General features: G+C 68.7%; 23 protein-coding genes. 8 read left to right on the forward strand and 15 right to left on the reverse strand.

The window, feature by feature from the left end; all coding sequences use genetic code 11:
- The first annotated feature begins 1 nt into the window (after position 1).
- From BGO82_RS01355 to BGO82_RS01390, 8 genes are all read left to right on the forward strand, one after another.
- Positions 2–883: a F0F1 ATP synthase subunit gamma gene (locus BGO82_RS01355; RefSeq protein ID WP_291303747.1), complete on the forward strand. Its 882-nt coding sequence runs from the start codon at positions 2–4 to the stop codon at positions 881–883.
- A gap of 28 nt (positions 884–911) precedes the next feature.
- Positions 912–1,136 carry a hypothetical protein gene (locus BGO82_RS01360; protein WP_291303748.1) on the forward strand — a complete coding sequence of 75 codons (225 nt, stop codon included), beginning with the start codon at positions 912–914 and terminating at the stop codon, positions 1,134–1,136.
- Positions 1,137–1,160: 24 nt separating this feature from the next.
- The gene (atpD, locus tag BGO82_RS01365) at positions 1,161–2,603 is read left to right on the forward strand and encodes a F0F1 ATP synthase subunit beta (protein ID WP_291303749.1); all 1,443 of its coding nucleotides are present in this window, start codon (positions 1,161–1,163) and stop codon (positions 2,601–2,603) included.
- 114 nt (positions 2,604–2,717) lie between these two features.
- The gene (locus tag BGO82_RS01370; protein ID WP_291303750.1) at positions 2,718–3,143 is read left to right on the forward strand and encodes a F0F1 ATP synthase subunit epsilon; all 426 of its coding nucleotides are present in this window, start codon (positions 2,718–2,720) and stop codon (positions 3,141–3,143) included.
- 278 nt (positions 3,144–3,421) lie between these two features.
- Positions 3,422–4,009: a hypothetical protein gene (locus BGO82_RS01375; protein WP_291303751.1), complete on the forward strand. Its 588-nt coding sequence runs from the start codon at positions 3,422–3,424 to the stop codon at positions 4,007–4,009.
- Between the two features lie 30 nt (positions 4,010–4,039).
- The gene (locus tag BGO82_RS01380; protein ID WP_291303752.1) at positions 4,040–6,001 is read left to right on the forward strand and encodes a methyl-accepting chemotaxis protein; all 1,962 of its coding nucleotides are present in this window, start codon (positions 4,040–4,042) and stop codon (positions 5,999–6,001) included.
- Between the two features lie 231 nt (positions 6,002–6,232).
- Positions 6,233–8,632 (forward strand): methyl-accepting chemotaxis protein, encoded by a 2,400-nt coding sequence (locus BGO82_RS01385; RefSeq protein ID WP_291303753.1) that lies wholly within the window; start codon positions 6,233–6,235, stop codon positions 8,630–8,632.
- Positions 8,633–8,948: 316 nt separating this feature from the next.
- Positions 8,949–11,360: a methyl-accepting chemotaxis protein gene (locus BGO82_RS01390; protein ID WP_291303754.1), complete on the forward strand. Its 2,412-nt coding sequence runs from the start codon at positions 8,949–8,951 to the stop codon at positions 11,358–11,360.
- On the opposite strand, the gene BGO82_RS01395 is transcribed toward BGO82_RS01390, so the two are convergent.
- From BGO82_RS01395 to BGO82_RS01465, 15 genes are all read right to left on the reverse strand, one after another.
- Positions 11,361–12,047 carry an aspartate/glutamate racemase family protein gene (locus BGO82_RS01395; protein WP_291303755.1) on the reverse strand — a complete coding sequence of 229 codons (687 nt, stop codon included), beginning with the start codon at positions 12,045–12,047 and terminating at the stop codon, positions 11,361–11,363. It lies immediately after the preceding gene.
- Complete coding sequence (locus tag BGO82_RS01400) at positions 12,044–12,577, reverse strand: RNA pyrophosphohydrolase (protein WP_291303756.1); 534 nt, start codon at positions 12,575–12,577, stop codon at positions 12,044–12,046. The genes BGO82_RS01395 and BGO82_RS01400 overlap by 4 nt, the downstream gene beginning before the upstream one ends.
- The gene (locus BGO82_RS01405; protein ID WP_291303757.1) at positions 12,574–13,752 is read right to left on the reverse strand and encodes a divergent polysaccharide deacetylase family protein; all 1,179 of its coding nucleotides are present in this window, start codon (positions 13,750–13,752) and stop codon (positions 12,574–12,576) included. Before BGO82_RS01405 ends, BGO82_RS01400 begins: the two co-directional genes overlap by 4 nt.
- A gap of 454 nt (positions 13,753–14,206) precedes the next feature.
- Positions 14,207–15,706 carry a S41 family peptidase gene (locus BGO82_RS01410; protein ID WP_291303758.1) on the reverse strand — a complete coding sequence of 500 codons (1,500 nt, stop codon included), beginning with the start codon at positions 15,704–15,706 and terminating at the stop codon, positions 14,207–14,209.
- Between the two features lie 6 nt (positions 15,707–15,712).
- The gene (locus BGO82_RS01415) at positions 15,713–17,092 is read right to left on the reverse strand and encodes a peptidoglycan DD-metalloendopeptidase family protein (protein WP_291303759.1); all 1,380 of its coding nucleotides are present in this window, start codon (positions 17,090–17,092) and stop codon (positions 15,713–15,715) included.
- 95 nt (positions 17,093–17,187) lie between these two features.
- Positions 17,188–17,670: a 23S rRNA (pseudouridine(1915)-N(3))-methyltransferase RlmH gene (gene rlmH, locus BGO82_RS01420; RefSeq protein ID WP_291303760.1), complete on the reverse strand. Its 483-nt coding sequence runs from the start codon at positions 17,668–17,670 to the stop codon at positions 17,188–17,190.
- Positions 17,671–17,676: 6 nt separating this feature from the next.
- On the reverse strand, positions 17,677–18,063 hold the full coding sequence (gene rsfS, locus BGO82_RS01425; protein WP_291303977.1) for a ribosome silencing factor: 387 nt from the start codon (positions 18,061–18,063) through the stop codon (positions 17,677–17,679).
- A gap of 179 nt (positions 18,064–18,242) precedes the next feature.
- Positions 18,243–18,992: an SH3 domain-containing protein gene (locus BGO82_RS01430; RefSeq protein WP_291303761.1), complete on the reverse strand. Its 750-nt coding sequence runs from the start codon at positions 18,990–18,992 to the stop codon at positions 18,243–18,245.
- A gap of 50 nt (positions 18,993–19,042) precedes the next feature.
- Positions 19,043–19,669: a nicotinate-nucleotide adenylyltransferase gene (locus tag BGO82_RS01435; RefSeq protein ID WP_291303762.1), complete on the reverse strand. Its 627-nt coding sequence runs from the start codon at positions 19,667–19,669 to the stop codon at positions 19,043–19,045.
- Entirely contained in the window at positions 19,669–20,943 is a 1,275-nt protein-coding gene (locus BGO82_RS01440) for a glutamate-5-semialdehyde dehydrogenase (RefSeq protein WP_291303763.1), read from the reverse strand. The genes BGO82_RS01435 and BGO82_RS01440 overlap by 1 nt, the downstream gene beginning before the upstream one ends.
- Positions 20,940–22,079: a glutamate 5-kinase gene (gene proB, locus BGO82_RS01445; RefSeq protein WP_291303764.1), complete on the reverse strand. Its 1,140-nt coding sequence runs from the start codon at positions 22,077–22,079 to the stop codon at positions 20,940–20,942. The genes BGO82_RS01440 and proB overlap by 4 nt, the downstream gene beginning before the upstream one ends.
- Positions 22,079–23,122 (reverse strand): GTPase ObgE, encoded by a 1,044-nt coding sequence (obgE, locus tag BGO82_RS01450; RefSeq protein WP_291303765.1) that lies wholly within the window; start codon positions 23,120–23,122, stop codon positions 22,079–22,081. The genes proB and obgE overlap by 1 nt, the downstream gene beginning before the upstream one ends.
- Positions 23,119–23,682 carry a GNAT family N-acetyltransferase gene (locus tag BGO82_RS01455; protein ID WP_291303766.1) on the reverse strand — a complete coding sequence of 188 codons (564 nt, stop codon included), beginning with the start codon at positions 23,680–23,682 and terminating at the stop codon, positions 23,119–23,121. Before BGO82_RS01455 ends, obgE begins: the two co-directional genes overlap by 4 nt.
- The gene (locus BGO82_RS01460) at positions 23,673–24,320 is read right to left on the reverse strand and encodes a GNAT family N-acetyltransferase (RefSeq protein ID WP_291303767.1); all 648 of its coding nucleotides are present in this window, start codon (positions 24,318–24,320) and stop codon (positions 23,673–23,675) included. Before BGO82_RS01460 ends, BGO82_RS01455 begins: the two co-directional genes overlap by 10 nt.
- Positions 24,317–25,000 (reverse strand): Type 1 glutamine amidotransferase-like domain-containing protein, encoded by a 684-nt coding sequence (locus BGO82_RS01465; protein ID WP_291303768.1) that lies wholly within the window; start codon positions 24,998–25,000, stop codon positions 24,317–24,319. The genes BGO82_RS01460 and BGO82_RS01465 overlap by 4 nt, the downstream gene beginning before the upstream one ends.
- Position 25,001: the final 1 nt, after the last annotated feature.

Genomic DNA, 25,001 nt, shown 5'->3' on the forward strand with positions numbered 1-25,001 from the left:
GATGCCCTCGCTAAAGGACCTCAAGAACCGGATCGCCTCGGTCAAGTCGACCCAGAAGATCACCAAGGCCATGCAGATGGTGGCCGCCGCCAAGCTGCGCCGGGCGCAGGAGGTGGCGGTTGCGGCGCGGCCCTATGCCGAGCGCATGACGCAGGTGCTGGCCTCGCTCGGCGCCGCCTATGCCGGCCGGACCGATGCGCCGCGGCTGCTGGGCGGCACCGGCCGCGACCAGGTGCATCTGCTGGTCGTCGCCACCGGCGAACGCGGCCTCGCAGGCGGCTTCAACTCGTCGATCGCGCGGCTGGCGCGCGACGAGGCCAACCGCCTGATCAAGGAGGGCAAGACGGTCAAGATCCTGACCGTCGGCCGCAAGGGCTTCGACATCCTCAAGCGCAATTTCGCCGACAGGATCGTCGAGCAGGTGAGCTTCCGCGAGGTGCGCCAGCTCGGCTACGTCAACGCGCAGCAGGTCGGCCAGAAGATCCTCGACATGTATGCGGCGGGCGAGTTCGACGTCGCGACGCTGTTCTTCGCCGAGTTCAAATCGGTGATCAGCCAGGTGCCGACGGCGCTGCAGCTCATCCCGGCCAAATTCGACGCGCCGGCCGACAAGAGCGGCGCGGCCGAGATCAGCTACGACTACGAGCCGGACGAGGAGGCGATCCTCAACGACCTCCTGCCGCGCAACATTTCGGTGCAGGTGTTCCGGGCGCTGCTCGAGAACAACGCGTCGTTCTTCGGCGCGCAGATGAGCGCCATGGACAACGCCACGCGCAATGCCGGCGACATGATCAAGAAGCTGACCCTGGTCTACAACCGCCAGCGCCAGGCGCAGATCACCAAGGAACTGATCGAAATCATCTCGGGTGCGGAAGCGCTCTAGATGTTATGTTACGGCAACGGAGGTCACCATGACTGACGAAGTCGAAAATCTGGTGCTGGAACAGCTTCGGCTCATCCGGGCGTCGCTGCAGAAGATCGAGTTCGATGTGGCGGACCTCAAGGTTCGCCTGTCGATGGTGGAAACGAATACGGGGCAGGTCATCACCTCCCTCGGCGCGCTGAACGCGCGGATGGACCGCTTCGACGAGCGGCTGTCACGCGTCGAGAAGCGCTTGGATTTGATTGACGCCTGAGGGCGTCGGACAGGAAGGTAGAAAATGGCAGAAGCAGGCAAGCCCGTCGGGCGTGTGAGCCAGGTGATCGGCGCCGTGGTGGACGTGACCTTCGACGGCCACCTCCCCGCCATTCTCAATGCGCTCGAAACCACCAACAACGGCGCCCGGCTGGTGCTGGAAGTGGCGCAGCATCTGGGCGAGAATTCGGTGCGCACCATCGCCATGGACACCACCGAAGGCCTCGTGCGCGGCGCCGAAGTGGTCGACACCGGCGCGCCGATCTCGGTGCCGGTGGGCGACGAGACGCTCGGGCGCATCATGAACGTCATCGGCGAGCCGGTGGACGAGGCCGGCCCGGTCAAGACCGCGTCGCGCCGCGCCATCCACCAGGAAGCGCCGTCCTTCACCGAGCAGTCCTCGGAAGCGCAGATCCTGGTCACCGGCATCAAGGTGGTGGACCTCATCGCCCCCTATGCGCGCGGCGGCAAGATCGGCCTGTTCGGCGGCGCCGGCGTGGGCAAGACCGTGCTGATCCAGGAGCTGATCAACAACGTCGCCAAGGCGCATGGCGGCTATTCGGTGTTCGCCGGCGTGGGCGAGCGTACCCGCGAGGGCAACGACCTCTACCACGAAATGATCGAGTCCGGCGTGAACAAGGACCCGCACGAGAACAACGGCTCGACCGCCGGCTCGAAGTGCGCCCTGGTGTTCGGCCAGATGAACGAGCCGCCGGGCGCCCGCGCCCGCGTGGCGCTGTCGGGCCTCACCGTCGCCGAGCATTTCCGCGACCAGGGCCAGGACGTGCTGTTCTTCGTCGACAACATCTTCCGCTTCACCCAGGCGGGCGCCGAGATGTCGGCGCTGCTCGGCCGCATCCCTTCGGCGGTGGGCTACCAGCCGACGCTGGCCACCGACATGGGCGCCCTGCAGGAGCGCATCACCACCACCAACAAGGGCTCGATCACCTCGGTGCAGGCCATCTACGTGCCGGCCGACGATCTGACCGACCCGGCGCCGGCGACCTCGTTCGCCCACCTCGATTCGACGACGACGCTCAACCGCGCCATCTCGGAAAAGGGCATCTATCCGGCGGTGGACCCGCTCGATTCGACCTCGCGCATGCTCGACGCCAACATCGTCGGCCAGGAGCATTACGACGTGGCCCGTGCCGTGCAGGCGATCCTGCAGCGCTACAAGGCGCTGCAGGACATCATCGCCATCCTCGGCATGGACGAGCTGAGCGAAGAGGACAAGCTCACCGTGGCGCGCGCCCGCAAGGTCGAGCGCTTCATGAGCCAGCCGTTCCACGTCGCCGAGGCGTTCACCGGCACGCCGGGCGTGTTCGTCGCCATCGAGGACACCATCAAGGGCTTCAAGGGCCTGGTGAACGGCGACTACGACCACCTCCCCGAAGCGGCGTTCTACATGGTCGGCACCATCGACGATGCCGTCAAGAAGGCGCAGAAGCTCGCGGCGGCGGCGTAAGCCGCGCCGTGAATGGTGAATGGCAAGTGGTGAATAGAGGAGCGGTGGATCGATAGGTGCAGGTGTGGAGGGTGACCATTCACCATTCACCATTCACCATCCACCGGCAAATACATGGCCGACGGCGTCAAGATCGAGATCGTCTCTCCCGAGCGGCTGGTGATCAGCCAGCAGGTGGCGTCCGTCACCGTGCCGGGAAGCGAGGGCTATTTCACCGTGCTCGGCGAGCATGCGCCGCTGATGTCGGTGCTGAAGCCCGGCTTCATCACCGTCACCGACCTCGGCAATGTGGCGCATGTCTATTACGTCAGCGGCGGCTTCGCCGACGTGGCGCCGAATGGCCTCACCATTCTCGCCGAGGACGCGCGTCCGGTGGCCGATTTCAATCGCACCGAGATCGAGGCGCTGATCGCCTCGGGCCAGACCGAGCTCGAAGCGGCGACCACCGCCGCCGAGCAGGACCGGCTGACCAACCAGCTCAACGACTGGCGCAATCTCCTGGTCGAGGCGCAGGCCGCCGGAGCGCCCGCCGTCCACTAGACCGCCGGGACTCTTCGGCATCGACAGACAAGGGCGTCCTCCGGGACGCCCTTTCTGTTTGATCGTCCCCGGTCTTCACCCAAACTTAACGACGTTCTCGGCAGGGTGGCTGCCGGGAATGCATGTTTTGATCCGGCGATGCCGAAAGCATCGCTTTAGCTGCCCAGGAGGGCATTCTGCTGCGCTCGCTCGCCGGTTTTTCGGCAGCGGCGGAGTGCTCCACGGGCGTCAATCAATTGCCGGGCGCGCGCCGCTCGGATCGTGGAGTCTTCATCGACATGTCTTTCCGCCTGCACGCTTTCGCCGCTATTGCGGCCCTTGGCCTCCTGTTGCCCGGCGCCGCCCTCGCGGCCGACAACGAGTTCACGCCGCAGCTCACCGATCTCGCCAAGGGCCAGCTTCGCCAGATCGCCGAGAACCCGGTGCTGATCGATGCCATCCGCGCCCAGAACGCGGTGACCTCGGGCTACGACCAGGCCAGGATCGACGCGCTCGACACGCAGTGGCGGGCCGAGGTGGATGCCGCCGACAAGCCGCTGATCAACGCCACGCTCAATACCGATGCCTCGAAATTCCTCGACGGCGAGCTCGAGAAATCGGCCGGGCTGATCACCGAGATCTTCGCCACCGACGCCAGGGGCCTCAACGCCGCGCAGGCGACCATGACCTCCGACTACTGGCAGGGCGACGAGGACAAGTTCAGCAAGAGCTTCGGCGTTGGCGCCGACGCGATCTTCATCGGCGACATCGAGCAGGACGAGTCGACGCAGACCTACCAGAGCCAGGTGTCGATCACCGTCACCGATCCGGCAACGGGCGCGCCGATCGGCTCGATCACCGCCGGTATCGACGTCGGCAAGCTCTAGGCCAGGGACGACTCCAGAAGGATGCCGCGCATGAAACTCCGTATGACCCTCGCCCCGGCCATTCTGCTGCCGGTGACCGCGACCATCCTTCTGGTGGTGGCCTTCGCCATGGTGCTCTCGTCGCTGAGCAACATGTCGCAGGTCGAGGACACGCTGCGCGACCAGCAGGATCAGATGATCCAGGTGCTGGCGCAGCAATTCGCCGGCAGCGTCCGCTTCGCCAAGATGGACGTGGTCACCACGGCGCTCGAGAACTACCAGAAAGAGCCGGAGTTCGGCCTCGCCGCCGCCGGCGCCGTCGATGCGCAGGGCAAGTCGCTGCTCGATTTCGGCGGCCGCGCCGATCTCGCCGAAACGACCGCCAGGGTCGCCGCCGATGCGCTCAAGACCAACGCGCTGGCATCGGTGGTGTCCGGCAACTACCACTACGCCGCCTATCCGGCCTACTACGGCAAGGACAATGCGCTGGTCGGCGCCGTGGTCATGGTGTGGGACATCTCGCTGCGCCGCGCCGCGATCATTGCGGCGCAGACGCAGAACGGCCTGCTCGCCATGGGCATCGCCGTGGTCGGCCTCGCCTGCCTGGCGCTGTTCCTGATGTGGCGGGTGACGCGGCCGATCAGGGCGCTGACCGCCGCCTCCACGGCGCTGGCCGAGGGGCAGGTGGACACCCAGATCAGCGGCGCCAGCCGGCGCGACGAGCTGGGCGATCTGGCGGCGGCGCTGGCGGTGTTCCGCGACAACACGCTCAAGGTCCGGCAGATGACCGACGACGAGGCGCGGCGCATCGTCGAAGACCAGGCGGCGCGGCAGCGCATGATGAGCGAGCTGCAGGAGGCGTTCGGCCAGGTGGTCGATGCGGCGATCGCCGGCGATTTCTCGCGGCGCGTCGCGGCCAATTTCCCCGACAGCGAGCTCAACGCGCTGGCGGGCAGCGTCAATGCGCTGGTCGACACCGCCGATCGCGGCCTCAAGGAAACCGGCGTGGTGCTGGCGGCGCTCGCCGCCGCCGATCTGTCGCTGCGCATGCAGGGCAGCTACAAGGGCGCCTTCGCGCAATTGCAGCAGGACACCAATGCGGTGGCCGACAAGCTCACCGGCATCGTCGGCCGGCTGCAGAAGACCTCGTTCGACCTGAAGACGGCGACGGGCGAAATCCTCGCCGGCGCCAACGATCTTTCCGAGCGCACCACCAAGCAGGCCGCGACCATCGAGGAGACCTCGGCGGCGATGGAACAGCTCGCCGACACCGTGCTGAAGAATTCCGAGCGCGCCGGCTCGGCCTCCGAGAACGCCGCGGCGGTCACCGACGCGGCCACCGCGGGTGGCGCGGTGATGCTCGAGGCCAACCAGGCGATGGAGCGGATCACCGCCTCGTCGGGCAAGATCTCCAACATCATCGGGCTCATCGACGACATCGCCTTCCAGACCAACCTGCTGGCGCTCAACGCCTCGGTCGAGGCGGCGCGGGCCGGCGAGGCCGGCAAGGGTTTCGCCGTGGTCGCCATCGAGGTCAGGCGCCTGGCGCAGTCGGCGGCGGAGGCCTCGTCCGAGATCAAGGGCCTCATCGAGCAGTCGGCGAGCGAGGTATCGGCCGGCACGCGCCTCGTCTCCGAGGCGGCGGCCAAGCTCAACGGCATGCTCGACGCCATCAAGCGCAACCACAGCCTGCTCGAATCCATCGCCTTCGAAAGCCGCGAGCAGGCGACCGCCATCGCCGAGGTCAATACCGCGGTGCGGCAGATGGACGAGATGACCCAGCACAACGCCGCCCTGGTCGAACAGACCAATGCGGCCATCGAGCAGACCGAGGCGCAGGCCGTCGAGCTCGACCAGGTGGTGGCCATCTTCCATCTGGACGACAGCGGGAGCAGGAAGCCGGCGGCGCGCGCGCCCTCGCCCTCGCCGGCGCGGCCGCAGGCGAAGGTCAAGCAGGCGGCCAAGGCCTATCTCAGCGACGGCAATGCGGCGCTCGACTGGGAAGAGTTCTGAGCCGCCGGCAGAACGCTGTTCTTTTCGGGGGCGCTGCGGCGCCCCCGGGTTTTTCTGCCGCCCCGCCTCCGGCGTTGACCGGGCCTTAACCCGGTCCGGCTATCTGCTCGGACCGGGAATGCTCTTGCGACGGAAACGGCCGCCTCCGGCAACGGGGCGGCGGGGTCGGGGCATTTCCCCCGGCCGCCGCGGCAGGGGCGTTCCGCCAGCGCAGTGCGGAAAGAATTGTCGATGCTTCATCTCAACCTTCGCGGCAGGATCGTCGGCGCCGCGGCGCTCGTCTTCGTCCTGGCCATGGCCAGCGGGCTTGCCTATGTCGTCTATTCCACCCAGCAGCACGATCTGCAGACGGCCGACCAGCTGCTCGACAGCGTCGCCGAAACCGAGGCGCGCACCATCGAGCTCGTGATCAAGGAGCACGAGACCGAGGCCAACGCCATGGCCGAAACGCTCGCCACCATGATCAACGATCCGGCGATCGGCCACGACACCTACAGAACGCTGTTCGAAAAGCAGCTGCCGCTGGTGCCCAACGCCATCGGCATCTGGGCGCTGCTCGACAAGGATGCGCCGACCGCCGCCAATGCGGCGCTGATGAGCTCGGATTTCGGCCTGCCCGACGGCTATTTCGGCCCCTCGATCACGCGCGACCTCAAGACCGGGGCGTTCTCGTGGGGACCGCTCGATCTGTCGCTGGAGAACGGCTTCAAGACCTGGTTCCTCGATCCGCTGGCCAAGGGCAGGCCGGCGCTGGTCGGGCCCTATCTCTACCAGGGCTCGCTCTACACCTCCGCCACCGCCGTCATCCACGATGCGAGCGGCAAGGGCGTCGGCCTTGCCGGCGTCGATTTCAACGGCGGCGTGTTCAACGACCTGATCGGCGCCACCAAGCCGCTCGGCACCGGCTGGATCGGCGTCATCAATGCCGACGGCAATTGGGTGGTGCATTCCGATGCGAGCCTGCTCGGCAAGCCGGCGGACGATGCCAGCAGCCGGGACGCCATCGCCGGCGCGCAGGCGGGCGCCTACCACGCCACGACGCCGGTTGCCGGCGAGAACTGGCGCGTGATCTCGCGCCAGGTGGCGCTCACGCAATACGGCATCGACTGGACGGTGATGGTGGCGGTGCCGGAATCGACGCTGCTCGCGGCCTCCGTGGCGCAGCGCAACATCCTGATCGCCGGCGGGCTGGCGATCCTGCTGCTCGGCCTCGGCGCGTTCTATGTCGTCGGCGCCTCGATCAGCCGGCCGATCACGCGGCTGACCCGGACCATGGGCAAGCTCGCCGAAGGCGACCTCGCGGTCGCCATCGACGGCGCCGGCCGCCGCGACGAGCTCGGGGCGATGGCGCGGGCGGTCGAAGTGTTCCGGCAGAATGCCGAGAAGGTCGCGCAGATGACCGAGGCCGAGGCGGTGCGCATCATCGCCGACCAGAAGGCGCGGGCCGACATGATGGCCGGCCTGCAGGCGGCGTTCGGCGACGTGGTCGATGCCGCCGTCGCCGGCGACTTCTCCAAGCGCGTCGCCACGTCGTTCCCCGATGTCGAGCTCAACAGCCTGGCGCAGAGCGTGAACGCCCTGTGCGACACGGTCGATCGCGGCCTCGGCGAAACCGCCGAGGTGCTGGCGGCGCTCGCCAATGCCGACCTGTCGCGGCGCATGACCGGGCAGTATCGCGGCGCCTTCGCGCGGCTGCAGCAGGATACCAACGGCGTCGCCGAAAAGCTCACCGGCATCGTCGGCAAGCTCAAGGGCACGTCGCGCGATCTGCGCACCGCCACCGGCGAAATCCTGTCGGGCGCCAACGATCTTTCCGAACGCACCACCCGGCAGGCGGCCACCATCGAGGAAACCTCGGCGGCCATGGAGCAATTGGCGAGCACGGTGCGCGCCAATGCCGAACGCGCCACCGAGGCCAGCCGGACGTCGGCCGACGTCACCGCGGCGGCCGAGGCGGGCGGCAAGGTGATGGCCGAGGCCAATGGCGCGATGGAACGGATCACCGCCTCGTCGGGCAAGATCTCCAACATCATCGGGCTCATCGACGACATCGCCTTCCAGACCAACCTCCTCGCCCTCAACGCCTCGGTCGAGGCGGCGCGGGCGGGCGATGCGGGCAAGGGCTTTGCCGTGGTGGCGGTGGAAGTCCGCCGGCTGGCGCAAAGCGCCGCGTCGGCCTCCGCCGACGTCAAGACGCTGATCGAGCAGTCGAGCACGGAGGTGTCGTCGGGCTCGCGGCTGGTGTCGTCGGCGGCGCAGAAGCTCGAAGCCATGCTCGAGGCGGTGCGCGCCAACAACACCCTGCTCGAAAGCATCGCGCGCGAAAGCCACGACCAGGCCTCCGCCATCGCCGAGGTCAATGTCGCGGTGCGGCAGATGGACGAGATGACGCAGCACAATGCGGCGCTGGTGGAAGAGACCAATGCCGCCATCGAGCAGACCGAGGCGCAGGCCACCGAGCTCGACGGCGTGGTCGACATCTTCCGCCTTTCCGCCGCCGAACCCTCGGCGCGCGCCGCCGCACCAGCGCCGGCCCGGACCGCTCCCCCGGCCCGGCGCGTCAAGGCCGCCGCCAGGGCCTATCTCAGCGACGGCAACGCCGCGATCTCGGCCGACTGGTCCGAGTTCTAGACGCCCCCCGGCGCCGCGGCCGTACCGTGGTCGAAAAAACGGCGCCACAATCGCAGTACCGGCAGTCGGGCCCCCCTCCCCCTTGCGGGGAGGGGCCGGGGGTGGGGGCCGCAAGCACCGGCCGGCGTGCCGCGCCACCCATCCCCCCGTGGTCCTCGTCGCGGCCCAATCCCATGCGACACACGGGCAGTGGACCGAATTCCGGCGCCGTCGCCGCTTGCCGGGGTGCGTACATAACCGATCGTTAGCCCTACTGACCTATCGTTCCTCTTTGGCTGTCCGGTGCGTCGCCGGCCTGAGTCCTTGGGGGATCGCCATGAAGTTGTTTCCGTCGCTCAAGCTGTCGCTGAAGCTGCCGCTGGCGCTGGTCGGCTCGGCCATCGTGGTCGGGGCCGGCATCGGCATCGCCTCCTACCTCATCGCCTCGTCGGCGCTGGTGGCGCAGGCGCGGCAGAACCTCGACACCATCGCCTTCGAGCGCGCCAACCAGCTCAGCACCCATATCCGCGCGATCGAAAGCGATCTGCTGAAGACGGCCAAGAACGACAACACGCTGTTCGCCATCAGCAATTTCGCCAAGGCGTGGCGCGGCCTCGACAATCCGAGCCTGGGCACCGACGCCGCCACCACGCTCCAGGGCGCGTTCCTCACCGGCGAGCCCGACAAGCGCATCGACATCGACAAGGTCGTCGGGCTGACGCCGGCCTATGCGGTCAATCACACGCACTACCAGCCGGTGTTCCGCGAGCAGATCGAGGAGCAGGGCTACCACGACCTCTATCTGTTCGATCTCGAGGGCCACCTCGTCTACACCACGCGCAAGGCCGACGATTTCGCCACGCCGTTCGGCGCCGGCAGTGGCGGCAAATATGCCGGCAGCGCGCTCGGCAAGCTCTTCCAGGCGGCGGTCGGCGACGACAAGGTCGGCGATCTGCTGTTCGCCGATTTCGCCCCCTACGCCGCCGCCGGCAACATGCCGCTCGCCTTCTTCGCGACGCCGCTGTTCGATGCCACCGATGCCAAGATCGGGGTGATGGCGATCTCGATTGCGCCCGAAGGGCTGAGCAAGGTCATCGGCTACCGCCAGGGGCTGGGCCAGAGCGGCGACGTGATCATCGTCGGCGCCGACGGCCTCGCCCGCTCGGAGTCCGGCTTCACCTCCGGCAGCGACGTGCTGCAGCCGACGGCCTACGATCCGACCATCCAGGCGGCCATCGACGGCGTGCCCGGCAGCACCGAGCTCGCCGATTTCCGCGGCCATCCGGTGATCGCCGCGGCCGCCCCGGCCGACGTCACGGCAAATCTGAGCTGGGCCGTGGTGGCGGTGATGGACAAGGCCGAGATCTTCGGCCCGGTCGCCACCCTCACGGCGCTGATGGCCGGCATCGGCGGCGCCCTGCTGCTGGTGGTGGCGCTGCTCGGCTGGCTGTTCGCGCGCAGCGTCACGCGGCCGATCACCCGCCTCACCGCCGGCATGAACGCGCTGGCGGCCGGCGACCTCGACGTCGACATCAAGGGCGCCGGCAAGAGCGACGAGCTGGGCGAAATGGCGCGTGCCGTCGAAGTGTTCCGCGCCAATGCGCGGCAGGTCGCAGAAATGAGCGACAGCGAGCGCGTCGCCTCCGAGCGCCGCACCGAGGAGCGCAGCGCCATGATGCAGAAGCTGCAGCGCGCCTTCGGCGAGGTGGTCGACGCGGCCGTCCGCGGCGATTTCAGCAGGCGCGTGCGCGCCGAATTTCCCGATGCCGAGCTCAACAGCCTCGCGCGCTCGGTCAACAATCTGGTGGAGACGGTCGATCGCGGCCTCAGCGAGACCGGCGAGGTGCTGTCGGCGCTGGCGCGCACCGATCTGACGCTGCGCGTCCGCGGCGAGTACGAGGGCGCCTTCGGGCAATTGCGCGACGACACCAATGGCGTCTGCGACACGCTCGACGACATCGTGCGCAGCCTGCGGGCGACCTCGGGCCAGCTCAAGACCGCGACCGGCGAAATGCTCAGCGGTGCCAACGATCTCTCCGAGCGCACCACCAAGCAGTCGGCGACCATCGAGGAGACCTCGGCCGCCATGGAGCAGCTCGGCTCGACCGTCGGCGACAATGCCCGGCGCGCCGAAGCGGCCAGCGCCAAGGCCCGCGCCGTCAGCGCCACCGCCACCGAAGGCGGGCTGGTGATGAGCAAGGCCACCGAGGCGATGGAGCGGATCACCGCCTCGTCGGGCAAGATCTCCAACATCATCGGGCTGATCGACGACATCGCCTTCCAGACCAACCTGCTGGCGCTCAACGCCTCGGTCGAGGCGGCGCGCGCCGGCGAGGCCGGCAAGGGTTTTGCCGTCGTCGCCGTGGAAGTGCGCCGGCTGGCGCAATCGGCGGCGCAGGCCTCGAGCGAGGTGAAGGGGCTGATCGAGCAGTCGGGCGCCGACGTGAGCAGCGGCTCGCGCCTCGTCGCCGAGGCGGCGCAGAAGCTCGTCGCCATGCTGGAGGCGGCCAGGGAATCGAGCAGCCTGATCGAGGGCATCGCCACCGCCAGCCGCGACCAGGCCGCCGCCATCGCCGATGTCGGCTCGGCGGTGCGCACGCTCGACGAGATGACGCAGCACAACGCCGCGCTGGTGGAAGAGACCAACGCCGCCATCGAGCAGACGGAAGCGCAGGCCACCGAGCTCGACCGCATCGTCGAGGTGTTCACGCTGGACGACGACGAGGCGCAGCGGGCGCGCGCGGCGTAGCTAGTTCAGCGCCGCCTCCACCAGCGCCGTGGCGTGCAGCGCCGTGGTGTCGTAGGTCGGCAGCGGGCTCACGGCGTCGTCGATCAGCATGCCGATCTCGGTGCAGCCCAGGATCACCGCGTCGGCGCCGCGCGCCTGCAACCGGGCGATGGCGTCGACATAGAGGCGGCGCGACTCCTCGCGCACGATGCCCTTCACCAGCTCCTCGTAGATGATGCCGTTGAGGTTGGTGACACCGACATCGGGCACCAGCACCTCGAGTCCGTGCCGTTCCAGAACGTCGATATAGAAGCGCTTCTCCATGGTGAAGCGGGTGCCGAGCAGGCCGACGCGCACGATGCCGTCGGCGATGAGCGCGTTGGCGGTGGGCGTGGCGATATGCAGGAACGGCACCGTCAGCGCCGCCTCGATCTGCGGCGCGCAGATGTGCATGGTGTTGGTGGCGAGCCCGATGACGCCGCAGCCCTGCGCCTCGAGCCCCTGCGCGATGCGCGCCAGCTCCGCGCCGGCCGCGTCCCAGGCTCCCTGCCGCTGCATCGCCTCGATCGGGGCGAAGTCGACGGAATAGACGATCACCGGCGCCGAGTGCAGGCCGCCCAGCCGCGCCGCGGTCTCGCGATTCAGAACGGCGTAATAGTGGGCGGTCGACTCCCAGCTCATGCCGCCGATCAGGCCGATGCTCTTCACCGGCGGCGCAGCCGCTGCGGAATGTCGCGGAAGGCGTCGACCACCTTGCGATAGGCCTCGCGCTTGAACGGCACGATCAGGTCGGGGAGGGCGTCGAGCTCCTCCCAGCGCCAGATGTCGAACTCGGCCGGCATGGAGCCGTCGCCGGGGTCGGCGACGTCGATCTCGCTCTCGTCTCCGGTGAAGCGGAAGGCGAACCAGCGCTGGCGCTGGCCGCGATATTTGCCCTTGAGCGCCTTGCCCAGCACGTCGTCGGGCACGTCGTAGGTGATCCAGTCGGGGGCCTCGGCGAGCAGTTCCACCGAGCGGATCGAGGTCTCCTCGAACAGCTCGCGCAGCGCCGTGTCGGCGGGGCGTTCGCCCTTGTCGATGCCGCCCTGCGGCATCTGCCAGGGCGAGCCGTGCACCTCGGAGGCCTCGGGGTCGTCCTCGGGCTTGCGGCGGCCGATGAACACCAGCCCCCTGTCGTTGAAGACGGCGGTCCCCACGCAGTCGCGGTAGGGCATGCTTTCGCGGTCGGGTCGGGTCATGTGGATTTGTGCATCAGGACGGAGACGGGAACCAGGGTGAAGCCCCTGTCCTGAACCGTCCGGCTCCATTCGGCAAGCGTGTCGATGGACACCGGCAGCGCCGAGATCACGCCGATGGCGCTGCCGTTGGCGCTGGCGCGGCCTTCGAGCGCCTTGAGCTGGTCGAGGATGGGCTGGCGCGCCGGCTGCTGGTCGAGCGCCAATTCGGCCTTGCCGAACGGCACGGCGTTGGCGGCGGCGAGCTGCTGTGCCACCGAGCGGGCCGACGAGCCGTCGTCGAGATAGCCGAGGCCGCGGGCGCCCAGCTCTTCCATCACCGGCCCGAAATCGGTGGTCGAGGCGGTGAAGCGGGCGCCCATGTGGTTGATGACGCCGACATAGCCGCCGAACTTGCCCAGCACCGTGAACAGCCGGTTGAGGTTGTCGCGCGGCGCCTGGCCGGTCAGCAGCGTGTCGGGGCCGGGGTCGCTGTCGGGATAGTCGAACGGCTCCAGCGGCACTTCCAGCAGCACCTCGTGGCCGGCGGCGCGGGCGCTGCCCACGGCGCTGGCGAGGCCCTTGCCATAGGGCGCGAAGGCCAGCGTCACGCCGCCGGGCAGCGAGCCGATGGCGCTCTGGGTGCCGGTGCTGTTGAGCCCGAGGCCGGTCACCACCACGGCGATCATCGGCTTGCCGTCGCTGCCGGGCGGCACGGTCATGGGCGGCGCATAGGCCTCGAACGGCGTCTCGCCGGTGGCCGACATGCGCGGAATGGCGCCGTGCTCGGATTGCTCCAGCAGGTCCGGCACCAGTCCCAGCGCACTGGCGCTGGCGGCGTCGACCGGCTGTTGCGCCTCGGGGCCGGCCGCCGCTGGCGTGGCGGCGCTCGCGGTCGGTGCGGCGGCGCCGGGAACGGGGATTTCCGGGCCGGCGGTGATGGTCGCCTGGCTGGCGCCGGTCGACAGCGTCGCCGCCAGCGAATTGGCGTTGCGGGCGGAATTGATGCCGATGTCGGCCACCGGCCGGCCGCCGTTCGGGTCGTTGACGAAGACGATGCGCGCCACCACGCCGAGCAGCACAAGGGCGGCCAGGCCGAAGGCGATGCGGGCCAGCGGCAGGCGGTCGGCCGACAGCTTCAGCCGCCGCTTGCGCTCGCCGCGCTTGCGGCCCAGAGGTGCGCTGAGGTCGTCCGCCATCGAGCCCCTTTACGTCTGGAACGCCGAATCAATCCGCCGGCGTCCCGTATCGATACCACAGGTCGCCCCACCCGTCGGGTGGTCGGGGGAACGCGCCGGGACACGGTGCCTGCGGCCCCCACCCCCACCCCTCCCCGCAAGGGGGAGGGGAGCCCGACTGCACCCCCGTGCTCGCGGCCCCATCGCCCCCACCTCCGCGCCCGGGGGGAGCCCGACTGCACCCCCGTGCTCGCGGCCCCATCGCCCCCACCTCCGCGCCCGGGGGAGCCCGACTGCACCATCAGGCCCGCGGCTCCATCGCCCCCCTCCCCCTTGCGGGGAGGGGACGGGGGTGGGGGCCGCAAGCACCTTTGCTTCAGTCCCCACCAACCCCACCGTCTCGCTCGGCCAACCGAGGCTTCCCTTGCGCTCTGTCCGACCGAGCCCAACGGCTCGTTCGGCCAACCGCTAATCGTTACCCATCCGCCTTGGGCGGATAGGCGTCGTTCTTCTCGGTGCCGTCGATCAGCTTGATGGCGTATTGCAGCTGCGTGTCGTCCTTCTTGTCGGCCGGGATGTAGACCGACGAGCCGGTGGTCGCCGCCGGGGCGGAGCCGCCGCCGATCTGGCCGTTGAGGCCCGCTTCGCCGAGGATCTCGTCGCGGCCCTTGAGATCGTCCGGCACGTTCTCGGTGACGACGATGTCGGGCTGGATGCCGGCCGCCTGGATCGAGCGGTTGTTGGGCGTGTAGTAGCGCGCCGTGGTCAGGCGGATGCCGCCATTGTCGCCCATGCGGATGATCGACTGCACCGAGCCCTTGCCGAACGAGCGCGTGCCGATCAGCGTCGCGCGCTTGTGGTCCTGCAGGGCGCCGGCGACGATCTCGGCGGCCGAGGCCGAGCCGCCATTGATCAGCACGATCAGCGGCACGTTGGCCAGCTTGGCGTCGAGGTCGTCGGGCTTGGCGTCGTAGCGCGTCGATTCGCTGTCGCTGCGGCCGCGGGTCAGCACCACCGCGCCTTCCTTGAGGAAGGCGTCCGACACGTACACCGCCTGGTCGACGAGGCCGCCCGGGTTGTTGCGCAGGTCGAGGATGATGCCCTTGGGGGCGACGCCCTTGTTCTGGTCGTAGATGTCCTGGATGGCCTTCTTGATGCCGGGATAAGCCTGCTCGGTGAAGCGGGAGAGGCGCAGCACCGCCACGTCGCCCTCCATCGACCATTTCACCACGCGCTGCGCGATGGTGTCGCGCGTCAGCTCGAAATACAGCGGCTTCTGCTGGCCTTCGCGGATCACCGTCAGCTTGATCTTGGTGCCCACCGGCCCCTTCATCTTGGCCACGGCGTCGTCGATCGAAATGCCCTGCACCGATTTGCCGTCGAGCTCGACGATGTAGTCGTTGGCGAGGATGCCGGCCTTCTGCGCCGGAGTGTCGTCGATGGGCGAGACCACCTTGATCACGCCCTCTTCCATGGTGACCTCGATGCCCAGCCCGCCGAACTGGCCCGACGTGTCCTGCTGCGACTGGTTGAACTCGGCCGGGTCCATGTAGCTCGAATGCGGGTCGAGCGAGGTGAGCATGCCGTTGATGGCGGCGCGGATCAGCGCCTGCTCGTCCGGCGGGTCGACATATTCGGCGCGGATGCGGTCGAACACCTGGCCGAAGAAATCGAGATCCTGGTAGATCTCCTTGTCGGTGCGCGGGTGCTTGTCGTTCGCCGGCTTGGCGGCGTCGCCGCCGTCGGGAGCGCTCGGCGCCGGCTCGCTGGAGGGCGCCTGGTCGGCCGGGGCCGAGCTGGGCGCCGCGGGCTCGGCGCTCGACGGCGTGCTCGATGGGGCGCTCGATGGCGCGCTCGCGGGTGCGGCGCTGCTCGGCGCGCTGGAGGGCGCCTGGTCCTGCGCGAAGGCGTAGAGGGCAGGCGGCATCGCCACGAGGAGCGCGGCGAGGGCGACGCGCGTAACGGTCAGACGCATCAGGGTCTATCCACTTTGGGTCGGGTTGTCGGAGGACGCCCACCAGCCGGTCGGATCGATGGGCACGTTCTTGTTTCGCATCTCAATATAAAGCGTCGGCCTCTGCGCGCCAGCGCTGGTGGCAACGGTCCGGCCAATTGTCCGTGACCCCATGACGCCGACCGGGTTGCCCATGAGCACGAACTGGCCGGGTTTCACGTCGACGCGCGCCATGCCCGCCAGCAGGATGGTGTAGTCCTGCCCGGCATCAAGAATGACGATTTGGCCGTAATTGAGGTAGTTGCCGGTATAGAGCACCCAGCCATCGGCCGGCGCGCGCACCGGCGCCTCGGCATTGGTCACCACCGACACGCCGTCGGACACGCCGCCGAAGCCGTCGCCGTCGCCGAAATTGACGACGTTGACGCCCCGCGTCACGGGAAAATCGAGAAAGCCGCGCGCCGCGGCGAACGGCACCGCGGGCTGCTGCCGGGCGGTGTTGGCCAGCGCCAGCTTCACAGTGTCGTTATCGAGCTTGGGCGTTTTGCCGCCGGCATTGGCCGTGGCGGTGGCGTCGGCGGCCACCGCCACCGCCTGCGCCTGCCGGCCGAGATCGGCGATGAGCTGCTTCAGCTGCGCCGCCTTGTCGGCCATTTCGGCTGCCTGCTTCTGCTCTTCGGCCAGCGTCGCGGTGGCGGTCTGCTCGTTCTGCTTCTGCGCCTGGATCAGCGTGGCGATGCGCAGCTGCTCTTCCTCGAGCACGTCGAAATTGGCCTTGAGGTTGGCCTCCTCGGCCTGCGCCGCCGTCTTGATCTCGGTCAGGTGTTTCAGATCCGCCGTCACCTGGTCGGCCCTGGCCTTGAGCTGCGGCAGGATGGCCGAGATCAGCAGCGCGCTGCGCGCCGAGCCGAGCGCGTCGGAGGGGTCGACGATGATGGCCGGCGGCGGGTCCTTGGAGATGCGCTCGAGCGCGGCCAGCACGTTGGAGATCGAGGCGTCGGCGCCGTCGAGCCGGCCGCGGGTGTCGAGCTCCTGCACGATCAGGTCGCCGATCTTGGTCTGCACCGCGGCGATCTCGGTCTCGGCCGCCTTCACCCGGGCGGCGGCGGCGATCAAAGCGGCGTTCTGCTTTTCGCGGTCGCCCTTCATCGCCTCGATGTCGGCCTTGAGCTTGTCCGACTTGTCCTTGCTGAGGCTGAGCGAGGCCTCGAGCTCCTTGAGCTGAGTGGCGCTGTCGGTGGTCTTTTCCTGGATCCAGGTGGGCACCCCCGTGCCGACCGGCGCGTGGTCGGCCGATGGCGCCGGGTCGGTCGAGGCGGGCGACGAGGCCGACGATTGCGCCAGCGCCGGCGCGGTCAGCGCCACCCCCAGCAGCATCGCCATCGTCCAGAGGACGCGATCCCTCATTGAGCCCCGCGAAAGCATCGAATCAGCCGCGCAAATCCTAGCAGCCAAGGGGGTTAAGCCCGAGTTCTTTGGCTTTTGGATGGCTCCGGCGTGATCTATTCGCGGTGATAGGGGTGGCCGCTGAGGATGGTCGTCGCCCGGTAGAGCTGTTCGGCCAGCATGATGCGCACCAATTGGTGCGGCCAGGTCAGGGGCGAAAAGCTGAGGCTGAGGTTCGCCTCTTTGACGAAGGCGGGGTCGAGGCCGTCGGCGCCGCCGATGACGAAGCCGGCCGTTTCGGCGCCGTCGTCGCGCCAGCGGCCCAGCCGGGCGGCGAATTCGGCCGAGCCCATGACAGTGCCGCGTTCGTCCAGCGCTATCAGCGCGCGAGAACCTGACACAATGTCACGTAGTGCACGTGCCTCATCGCTCCGGCGCGCCATGGTGGACGAGGCGCGGGACTCGGCCAGTTCGGTCACCGCAAAACCGGTCAGTCCCAGGGCCTTGCCGCTGGCCGCGGCGCGGCCGAGATAGCGCGCCACGAGCTCGCGCTCCGGCCCCTGCTTCATCCGGCCGACGGCGAAAATGCTAATGCGCACAATCGGTTAGCGCGCGTCGGCGGCGAAATCCGCCTGCCACATCTTCTCGATATTGTAGAACTCCCGGACCTCCGGGCGGAAGATGTGGACGATCACGTCGCCGGCGTCCACCAGCACCCAGTCGGCATGCGGCAGCCCCTCGATGCGCGGCTTGCCGAAACCATTGTCACGCAACGACTTTATCAGCTGGTCGGCAATCGCGCTGACGTGCCGGTTGGAGCGGCCGGAGGTCACCACCATATTGTCGGCAAGCGAGGATTTGCCAGCGATATCAATGGCTACCGTCTCCTCCGCCTTGGCGTCCTCGAGGGTGTGCAGAACGACGTCGATCATCTTGGGTTCGGGGGTTGGCTCTGGCGCCGGGGCCAGTTTCTTGGGCGATGCAGCCATCATCTGGCCTCTGCCCATGCGCGTGCATGAGTCATGCGGGTTTCAGCATTCCTTGCGAAATTGGGAGCGATGCAGTCGCGTGTGCGATGGTCTTCAGTCCCTTCGGTGGCCTGGGGCCACGGCTGATAATGGGGATTCGCGGGCGATTGTGCAAGGCGAAGGTCTCACCGCGATGACGGCGCTCAGCGCCTGGCGTCGAGGTTGGCGACCACCAGCCCGTTGAGCATCAGCACGCCCTTCAGCGATTGCCCCTGCTTGCCCAGGGTCAGATAGCCATTGCCCGAGGCCACGGCTTTGCCCTTGGCGTCGGCCATCTGGTAGGTAAACGTCAATTGCGTGCCCTGCACCTCGCCGGTGAGCGTGGTGGTGCGCTTGTCGCTCTTCAGCGTCCCGGTCACGGCATTGCCCGACTGCGCCAGCGTGAGCGGCACCTCCTGCTGCGTCGGATCGCTGGTGACGACCCAGGCGCCGTCGAAGGTCCCGGCGACGCCGTCGGGTGCAGCCGGCGGCGCCAGCGACAGCGTGCTCGGCGAGCCCTGCGGGGCGTCGAGGATGGTGGTGGTGTCGAGCGTCGCCTCGGTGGTCGCCGGCGGTGCCACCTCGAAACTGTCCGAGGCATCGAAGCTCAGGAAGCGCTGGCCGACATAGCCGCCGTCCTGCAATTGGCACCAGCCGCGCTGGCAGCGGGCCAGCACCGTACCGCCGGGCTGCAGCGTGCCGAGGATCGGCGCTCCGGACTCCGGCGTGGCGCGGATATTGACGCCGCTCAGCACGTTGGCGCCGGCGAACTCGTCGGCGAAGCCGGGCGGCGTGCGCGTGGTGGTGACGGTCGCGATGCTGCCGCCGCTGCCGCCCACCCCGAAGCTGTCCTGCGCGCCGGCAGGGCCGGCGAGAGCCAGGAGCAGCAGCAATGGCGTGGCGTGGCGCAGCATCGAATCCCCAAAGCGGCAGTCTGCACGAGACGGCGTCCGGTCGAAAGAGCTTACTCCGCCGCGGGGGCCTTCGCTCGCGCGCGCCGCAGGGCTGTGGAGGACGCGCTGGACATCATCCCGCGCAGGTAGACCCAGGCGGGCGCCGGCGTGTCGGCCAGCCGGGCCGCGTCTTTTTCGGCGACGCGGGCATGGTCGAGCGTCGCCGCCGCCGGCGATTTCGTGGCGCGCAGGGCCGAGCCGGGCCGGGCATAGATCGCCATCGGCATGGTGTCGGCGATCCTTTGCCAATGCTCCCAGCGGTCGAAGCCGGCAAGGCTGTCGGCCCCCATCATCCAGACGAAGCGGACGCCCGGATGGGTCTCATGCAGATAGCGGACGGTCTGGTAGGTGTAGGCGAAATGATGGGCTGCCTCGAACCCGGTCACCACCAGCCGCGGATCGTCCATCATCTTGGCGGTTTGCTCGATGCGGGTTTCGAGCGGTGCCAATTCCGCGTGATCTTTCAGGGGATTGCCAGGGGACACCAGAACCCAGACGCGGTCGAGCCGCAGGCGCTTGAGGCATTGCAGCGCGACGAGGCGATGGCCCTCGTGCGGCGGGTTGAAGCTGCCGCCGAAGAGGCCGATGCGCATGCCCGGCTCGGCATGCGGGACCTGCAAGCGATCGGGCGGCGCCATCAGGGGCGGGTCTGCCCGTTGCCGCGGACCAGGTACTTGAACGAGCAGAGCTGTTCGAGCCCCACCGGGCCGCGCGCGTGGAACTTGCCGGTGGCGATGCCGATTTCGCCGCCGAAACCGAACTCGCCGCCGTCGGCGTATTGGGTGGAGGCATTCAGGATGAGAATGGCGCTGTCTGTCTCGGTGAAAAAGCGGGCGATGTTCGCCTCGTTCTCGCTGAGGATCGCTTCGGTGTGGTGCGAGCCGTAACGGTTGATGTGGGCGATGGCGGCGCCAACATCGTCAACTACCTTGACCGAAAGGATCGGGGCTTCATATTCGGTGCGCCAGTCCTCTTCGGTGGCGGGAATGGCCTCGGGGATGAGGCGCCGCACCGTATCGTCGCCGCGAATTTCGCAGCCGCGGGCGATGAGGGCGTCGGCGATGGGCTTGAGGTGGGTGGCGACCACGTCGCGGTGCAGCAGCAGCGTCTCGGTGGCGCCGCAGACACCGGGACGGCGCATTTTGGCGTTGACGACGACGTTGACGGCCATCACCAGCTCGGCGCCTTTGTCGACATAGGTGTGGCAGATGCCCTCGAGATGGGCGAACACCGGCACCCGCGCTTCCTCTTCGACGCGGGCGACGAGGGTCTTGCCGCCGCGCGGCACGATGACGTCGATATTGCCGTCGAGGCCGCGCAGCATCTCGCCGACCGCGGCGCGGTCGGTGGTGGGGACGAGCTGGATGGCATCGGCCGGCAGGCCGGCGGCCTCCAGCCCCGCGAGCAGGCCGGCGTGGATGGCGCGCGAGCTGCGGGCCGAATCCGAGCCGCCGCGCAGGATCACGGCATTGCCGGATTTGAGCGTCAGCGCGCCGGCGTCGGCGGTGACGTTGGGGCGGCTCTCGAAGATCACGCCGATGACGCCGAGCGGGGTGCGGACACGCGAAATCTCGAGGCCGTTGGGCCGGGTCCAACTCGCCATCACGGCGCCGACCGGGTCGGGCAAAGCGGCGATGTCGCGCAGGCCGGCAGCGATGGCGGCGATCCGCGCCTCGGTCAGGGTCAGCCGGTCGAGGAAAGCCGGCGAGATACCGCGTTCTTTTGCGGCTGCGATGTCCTCGGCGTTGGCGGCGAGAATGGCCTCGCTCCCGGCGAGCACGGCATCGGCAGCGGCGATGAGCGCCAGATTCTTGGCCTCGGTCGGGGCGAAGGCCAGGGTGGCGGCGGCGGCGCGGGCGCGCCGGCCGATGGCCGCCATCACCTGGTGCAGGTCTGGATCGATCGCGTTCATGCCGGCCTCGCTTCCGCCCCCATCAGCACCACCAGATTGTCACGGTGGACCAGTTCCGCCCGCGCGTGAAGCCCCAGGATCTCGGCGGCGGCGCGGGAATTCTTGCCCTTGACCAGATCGGCCTCCTCGCGGTCGAGGCCGACGAGGCCGCGGGCGATCTCGCGGCCGTCGGGGGCGAGCACCGCGACCGCGTCGCCGCGCACGAACTCTCCGGTAACGCGGGTGACGCCGATGGGCAGCAGGCTCTTGCCATCGAGCAAGGCGCGCACGGCGCCGGCGTCGACCCAGATCTGGCCCTGCAGATCGAGCGTGCCCATGATCCAGCGCTTGCGCGCCTGGGCCCGCGATTCGGCGGCGGCGAACAGCGTGTGGGTACCGCCGTCCTGGAGCGCGCGGAGCGGGTGCAGGCCGGTGCCGCGGGCGATGATCATGGCGGTGCCGGCGAGGGTCGCGATCTTGCCCGCCTCAATCTTGGTGGTCATGCCGCCGCGGCTCAGATGGCTCGCGGCGCCGCCGGCCATGGCCTCGATGTCGGGCGTGATCGCCGGCACAAAGGGCAGGTGCCGCGCCGTCGGGTCCTTGCCGGGCGGCGCGGTGTAGAGGCCGTCGATGTCGGAGAGCAGCACCAGGCAGTCGGCCTCGATCATGGTGGCGACGCGGGCGCTCAGGCGATCGTTGTCGCCGTAGCGGATTTCGGCGGTGGCGACGGAGTCGTTTTCGTTGATGATCGGGATGGCGCCCAGCGAGAGCAGGGTCGAAATCGTCGTCCGGGCATTGAGGAAATAGCGTCGTTCCTCGGTGATATTGGGTGTTATGAGAATCTGTCCGGTGACGACGCCGTGGCGGCCGAGGCTTTCGGCCCAGGCCTGGCTGAGGGCGATCTGCCCGGCGCTGGCGGCGGCCTGCTGCTGCTCGAGGGTCAGCGAGGTGGCGCTGAGCCCGAGCAGGCCGCGGCCGAGCGCAATGGCGCCGGAGGAGACGACGACCACCGAGACGCCCCGCGCCTTGAGGCCGGCGAGATCTTCGGCCAGCGCCGCCAGCCAGTCGCCGCGCACCTTGCCGTTGGCGCTGTCGACGATGGTGGCCGAGCCGATCTTGACCGTGAGCCGATGATAGGGGGCGAGGGCGTCGGCCATCAAGGCGTCCAGTCGGGCGAAGTCTGGCGGCGCACCGCCTCCGCGGCCTCGGCCTTGGCCGCGTCGAGGCTAGAGATAACGCGATATAGAACCTGCTCGACGCCCTGTCCGGTGACGCCGGAACAGGCGAGGACATCGGTCTTGCTCAGGCGCTTCAGCGCCGTGACTTTCTGTCTGGTTGTCGCGGGATCGAGCGCGTCGATCTTGTTGAGCACCACGATCTCGGGCTTTTCGGCGAGCTGCTCGTCATAGGCGGCGAGCTCGGCGCGGATGATCCTGTAGGCCGCCTTCACGTCATCCTGGGTGCCGTCGATCAGGTGGATGAGGACGCCGGTGCGCTCGACATGGCCGAGGAAGCGGTCGCCGATGCCGGCGCCTTCATGCGCGCCCTCGATCAGGCCGGGGATGTCGGCCAGAACGAAATCGCGCTCGCCGATGCGGACGACGCCCAGATTGGGGTGCAGCGTGGTGAAGGGGTAGTCGGCGATCTTCGGCTTGGCGGCCGAGACCGCGGCGAGGAAGGTCGACTTGCCGGCGTTGGGCAGGCCGACCAGCCCGGCGTCGGCGATCAGCTTCAGCCGGAGCCAGATCCACTTTTCGGTGCCCTCCTGGCCGGGGTTGGCGTGGCGCGGCGCCTGGTTGGACGAGGTCTTGAAATGGGCATTGCCGAAGCCGCCATTGCCGCCCGAAAGCAGGGTCATGGTCTGGCCCACTTCGGTGAAATCGGCGATCAGCGTCTCGTTGTCGTCCTCGAAGATCTGGGTGCCGACGGGGACGCGCAGCACCACGTCCTTGCCCTTGCCGCCGTGCCGGTCCTTGCCCATGCCGTGCTGGCCGGTGCTGGCCTTGAAATGCTGCTGGTAGCGATAGTCGATGAGAGTGTTGAGCCCGTCGACGCAGGTGACGATCACGTCGCCGCCGCGGCCGCCATTGCCGCCATTGGGGCCGCCGAACTCGACGAATTTCTCGCGCAGGAAGCTGACCGCGCCGGCACCGCCGTCGCCGGAGCGGACATAGACCTTGGCCTGGTCGAGAAATTTCATAGCGCTTCCCCGGCGGGTGCGAGCCCCTGCCGGTCGAGCCAGCGGGTGCGCGTCAATCGGGTGTCGATATGGCGCAGGTCCTCGTGGCGCGCAAGGCAATGCAGCGTGCCGGTGCCCACCTGGGTGAAGCCGAGCTTGGTCTGCACCATCAGCGACGCCTTGTTGAAGGCGAAGACGCCCGAGGCGATGTCGTCGGCGCCGGTGATGTCGAAATACCAGTCGAGGATGCGGGCGGCGGCCTCGGTCATGAAGCCGCGGTTCCAGAACGGCTCGGCCAGCCAATAGCCGATCTCGGGGGCGCCGGCCTGGCCGAGGTGAAAGCCGCAATGGCCGATCAGCCCCTCGCCGGGCAGCTCGATGGAAAAGCCGGTCTCGCCGGCCGGCCGATCGGGGCGCCAGGTGGCGAGCCAGGCTTCGGCGTCGGACAGATGATAGGGGTAGGGGACCCGGGCGAGGTTGCCCGAGACCCTGAGATTGTTGAGGAAGTGCGCGATGCGGGGGGCATCGGCCGGGCGCGGCTGGCGCAGCAGCAGGCGCCGGGAGCGGAGCTCTACATCCATCTGGGCCTCACGAGCTCGAGCATGACGATCTGCCTGTCCGCCGGCTCGGATTTCCTCGGCTTGCGGCCGGTGCGCACGAAGCCGAGCTTGCCGAGCACGTTGAGCGAGGCGGCGTTGTCGGCCAGAGCGCGCGCGACGATGCGGTCGTAAGAATGAGTGCGCTGAGCCGCGTCGATCAGGGCGCGGGCAGCCTCGGTCATCAGGCCCTGGCCCCAATGCGGCTCGCCCAGCCAATAGCCGAGCTCGGGCGGCTCTCCCTCGTGGAAGGAGAAGCCGACGACGCCGATCAGATGGCCGTCGAGGGTGATGGCATAGGGCCGCTCGTCGGGGCGCTGCGCGTAGATCTCGATGAAGCCCACCGCGTCGGCCCGGGTATAGGGGCTCGGCATGCGGGCGAGCCTGCTCGCGACATTGCGGTTGTCGGCGAGGCGCACGAGGTCGGGCACGTCGCCGCGGATGGGCGCGCGCAGCACCAGGCGCCGGGTCTCGATCTTGCCGGGCAGCACGTCGCGGGCGCGGCGCATGGTGAGGCGGTGCGTGGCTTCGGCGAGCTGGGCGATGGCGCGGTCGGTGCCGCCCTGATGGTAGGCCGGCCGCTCGGCCTCGATGATGGCGGCGTTTCCCCTGGTCTTCTTCATGATGCCAGTCTCTCAAGCTTGCCAATACGCACGATCACTTCGCCATCCGAGATGGCCCTGAACCGAGTTCGCCGGGCCCGCATATAGGACACCACTTTCTCGGCCGACGCCGCCTCGGGGTGGCGCGAGCGAAAATGCGGCACGATGGCGAAGGCAGTCAGGCCGAGCCCGGTCCAGATCAGCGGCTCGTCATAGCCGGGCGGAACTTCCCAGGGATCGTCCATCAGCTCGAGGCCGCGCAGGCTGGGACCGGCGACGACGGCGCCCGCGGCATAGCCGCCATAGGCGATGGCGTCGGCCGCCAGCAGGTCGCGGATGACGCCGTCGAACCCCGATTGCCGCATGGCGCGGCGCAGGATGAAACTGTTGCCGCCCATGACCCAGACGAGGCCGAAGGCGGCCAGCCGCTGCCTCAGGCTCTGCGGATCGCCGAAATAGGCGCGCAGATCGAGTTCTTCGGGCACGAGACCGAGGCGGTGGAACTCGGCGATCGGGTCGTAGAGCTCGGCGAGGTAGGGATCGCGCCCGAGCGGGGTGCAATTGTCGTAGCCGTTGGCGATGATGGCGACGCGGGCACGGTTGTCGTTGACGGAGACGCTGTCCGCGGCCGGGGCGCCGAGCAGGTCGAGCAGGGCGCCGGCGCGCGCACCCAGACGTTCAGACGAGAGATACAACCGCATT

Source organism: Devosia sp. 67-54, from assembly GCF_001899075.1.
Lineage (GTDB): Bacteria > Pseudomonadota > Alphaproteobacteria > Rhizobiales > Devosiaceae > Devosia_A.

Coding starts and splice junctions, on each gene's coding strand:
- BGO82_RS01400 (WP_291303756.1), bottom strand. CDS start 12,577: ATGACCCGACCCGACCGCGAAAGCATGCCCTACCGCGACTGCGTGGGG.
- BGO82_RS01380 (WP_291303752.1), top strand. CDS start 4,040: ATGAAACTCCGTATGACCCTCGCCCCGGCCATTCTGCTGCCGGTGACC.
- BGO82_RS01440 (WP_291303763.1), bottom strand. CDS start 20,943: ATGAACGCGATCGATCCAGACCTGCACCAGGTGATGGCGGCCATCGGC.
- BGO82_RS01360 (WP_291303748.1), top strand. CDS start 912: ATGACTGACGAAGTCGAAAATCTGGTGCTGGAACAGCTTCGGCTCATC.
- BGO82_RS01405 (WP_291303757.1), bottom strand. CDS start 13,752: ATGGCGGACGACCTCAGCGCACCTCTGGGCCGCAAGCGCGGCGAGCGC.
- BGO82_RS01410 (WP_291303758.1), bottom strand. CDS start 15,706: ATGCGTCTGACCGTTACGCGCGTCGCCCTCGCCGCGCTCCTCGTGGCG.
- atpD (WP_291303749.1), top strand. CDS start 1,161: ATGGCAGAAGCAGGCAAGCCCGTCGGGCGTGTGAGCCAGGTGATCGGC.
- BGO82_RS01370 (WP_291303750.1), top strand. CDS start 2,718: ATGGCCGACGGCGTCAAGATCGAGATCGTCTCTCCCGAGCGGCTGGTG.
- BGO82_RS01465 (WP_291303768.1), bottom strand. CDS start 25,000: ATGCGGTTGTATCTCTCGTCTGAACGTCTGGGTGCGCGCGCCGGCGCC.
- BGO82_RS01355 (WP_291303747.1), top strand. CDS start 2: ATGCCCTCGCTAAAGGACCTCAAGAACCGGATCGCCTCGGTCAAGTCG.
- BGO82_RS01415 (WP_291303759.1), bottom strand. CDS start 17,092: ATGAGGGATCGCGTCCTCTGGACGATGGCGATGCTGCTGGGGGTGGCG.
- BGO82_RS01390 (WP_291303754.1), top strand. CDS start 8,949: ATGAAGTTGTTTCCGTCGCTCAAGCTGTCGCTGAAGCTGCCGCTGGCG.
- BGO82_RS01375 (WP_291303751.1), top strand. CDS start 3,422: ATGTCTTTCCGCCTGCACGCTTTCGCCGCTATTGCGGCCCTTGGCCTC.
- rsfS (WP_291303977.1), bottom strand. CDS start 18,063: ATGATGGCTGCATCGCCCAAGAAACTGGCCCCGGCGCCAGAGCCAACC.
- proB (WP_291303764.1), bottom strand. CDS start 22,079: ATGGCCGACGCCCTCGCCCCCTATCATCGGCTCACGGTCAAGATCGGC.
- BGO82_RS01435 (WP_291303762.1), bottom strand. CDS start 19,669: ATGGCGCCGCCCGATCGCTTGCAGGTCCCGCATGCCGAGCCGGGCATG.
- BGO82_RS01430 (WP_291303761.1), bottom strand. CDS start 18,992: ATGCTGCGCCACGCCACGCCATTGCTGCTGCTCCTGGCTCTCGCCGGC.
- BGO82_RS01460 (WP_291303767.1), bottom strand. CDS start 24,320: ATGAAGAAGACCAGGGGAAACGCCGCCATCATCGAGGCCGAGCGGCCG.
- BGO82_RS01455 (WP_291303766.1), bottom strand. CDS start 23,682: ATGGATGTAGAGCTCCGCTCCCGGCGCCTGCTGCTGCGCCAGCCGCGC.
- BGO82_RS01385 (WP_291303753.1), top strand. CDS start 6,233: ATGCTTCATCTCAACCTTCGCGGCAGGATCGTCGGCGCCGCGGCGCTC.
- obgE (WP_291303765.1), bottom strand. CDS start 23,122: ATGAAATTTCTCGACCAGGCCAAGGTCTATGTCCGCTCCGGCGACGGC.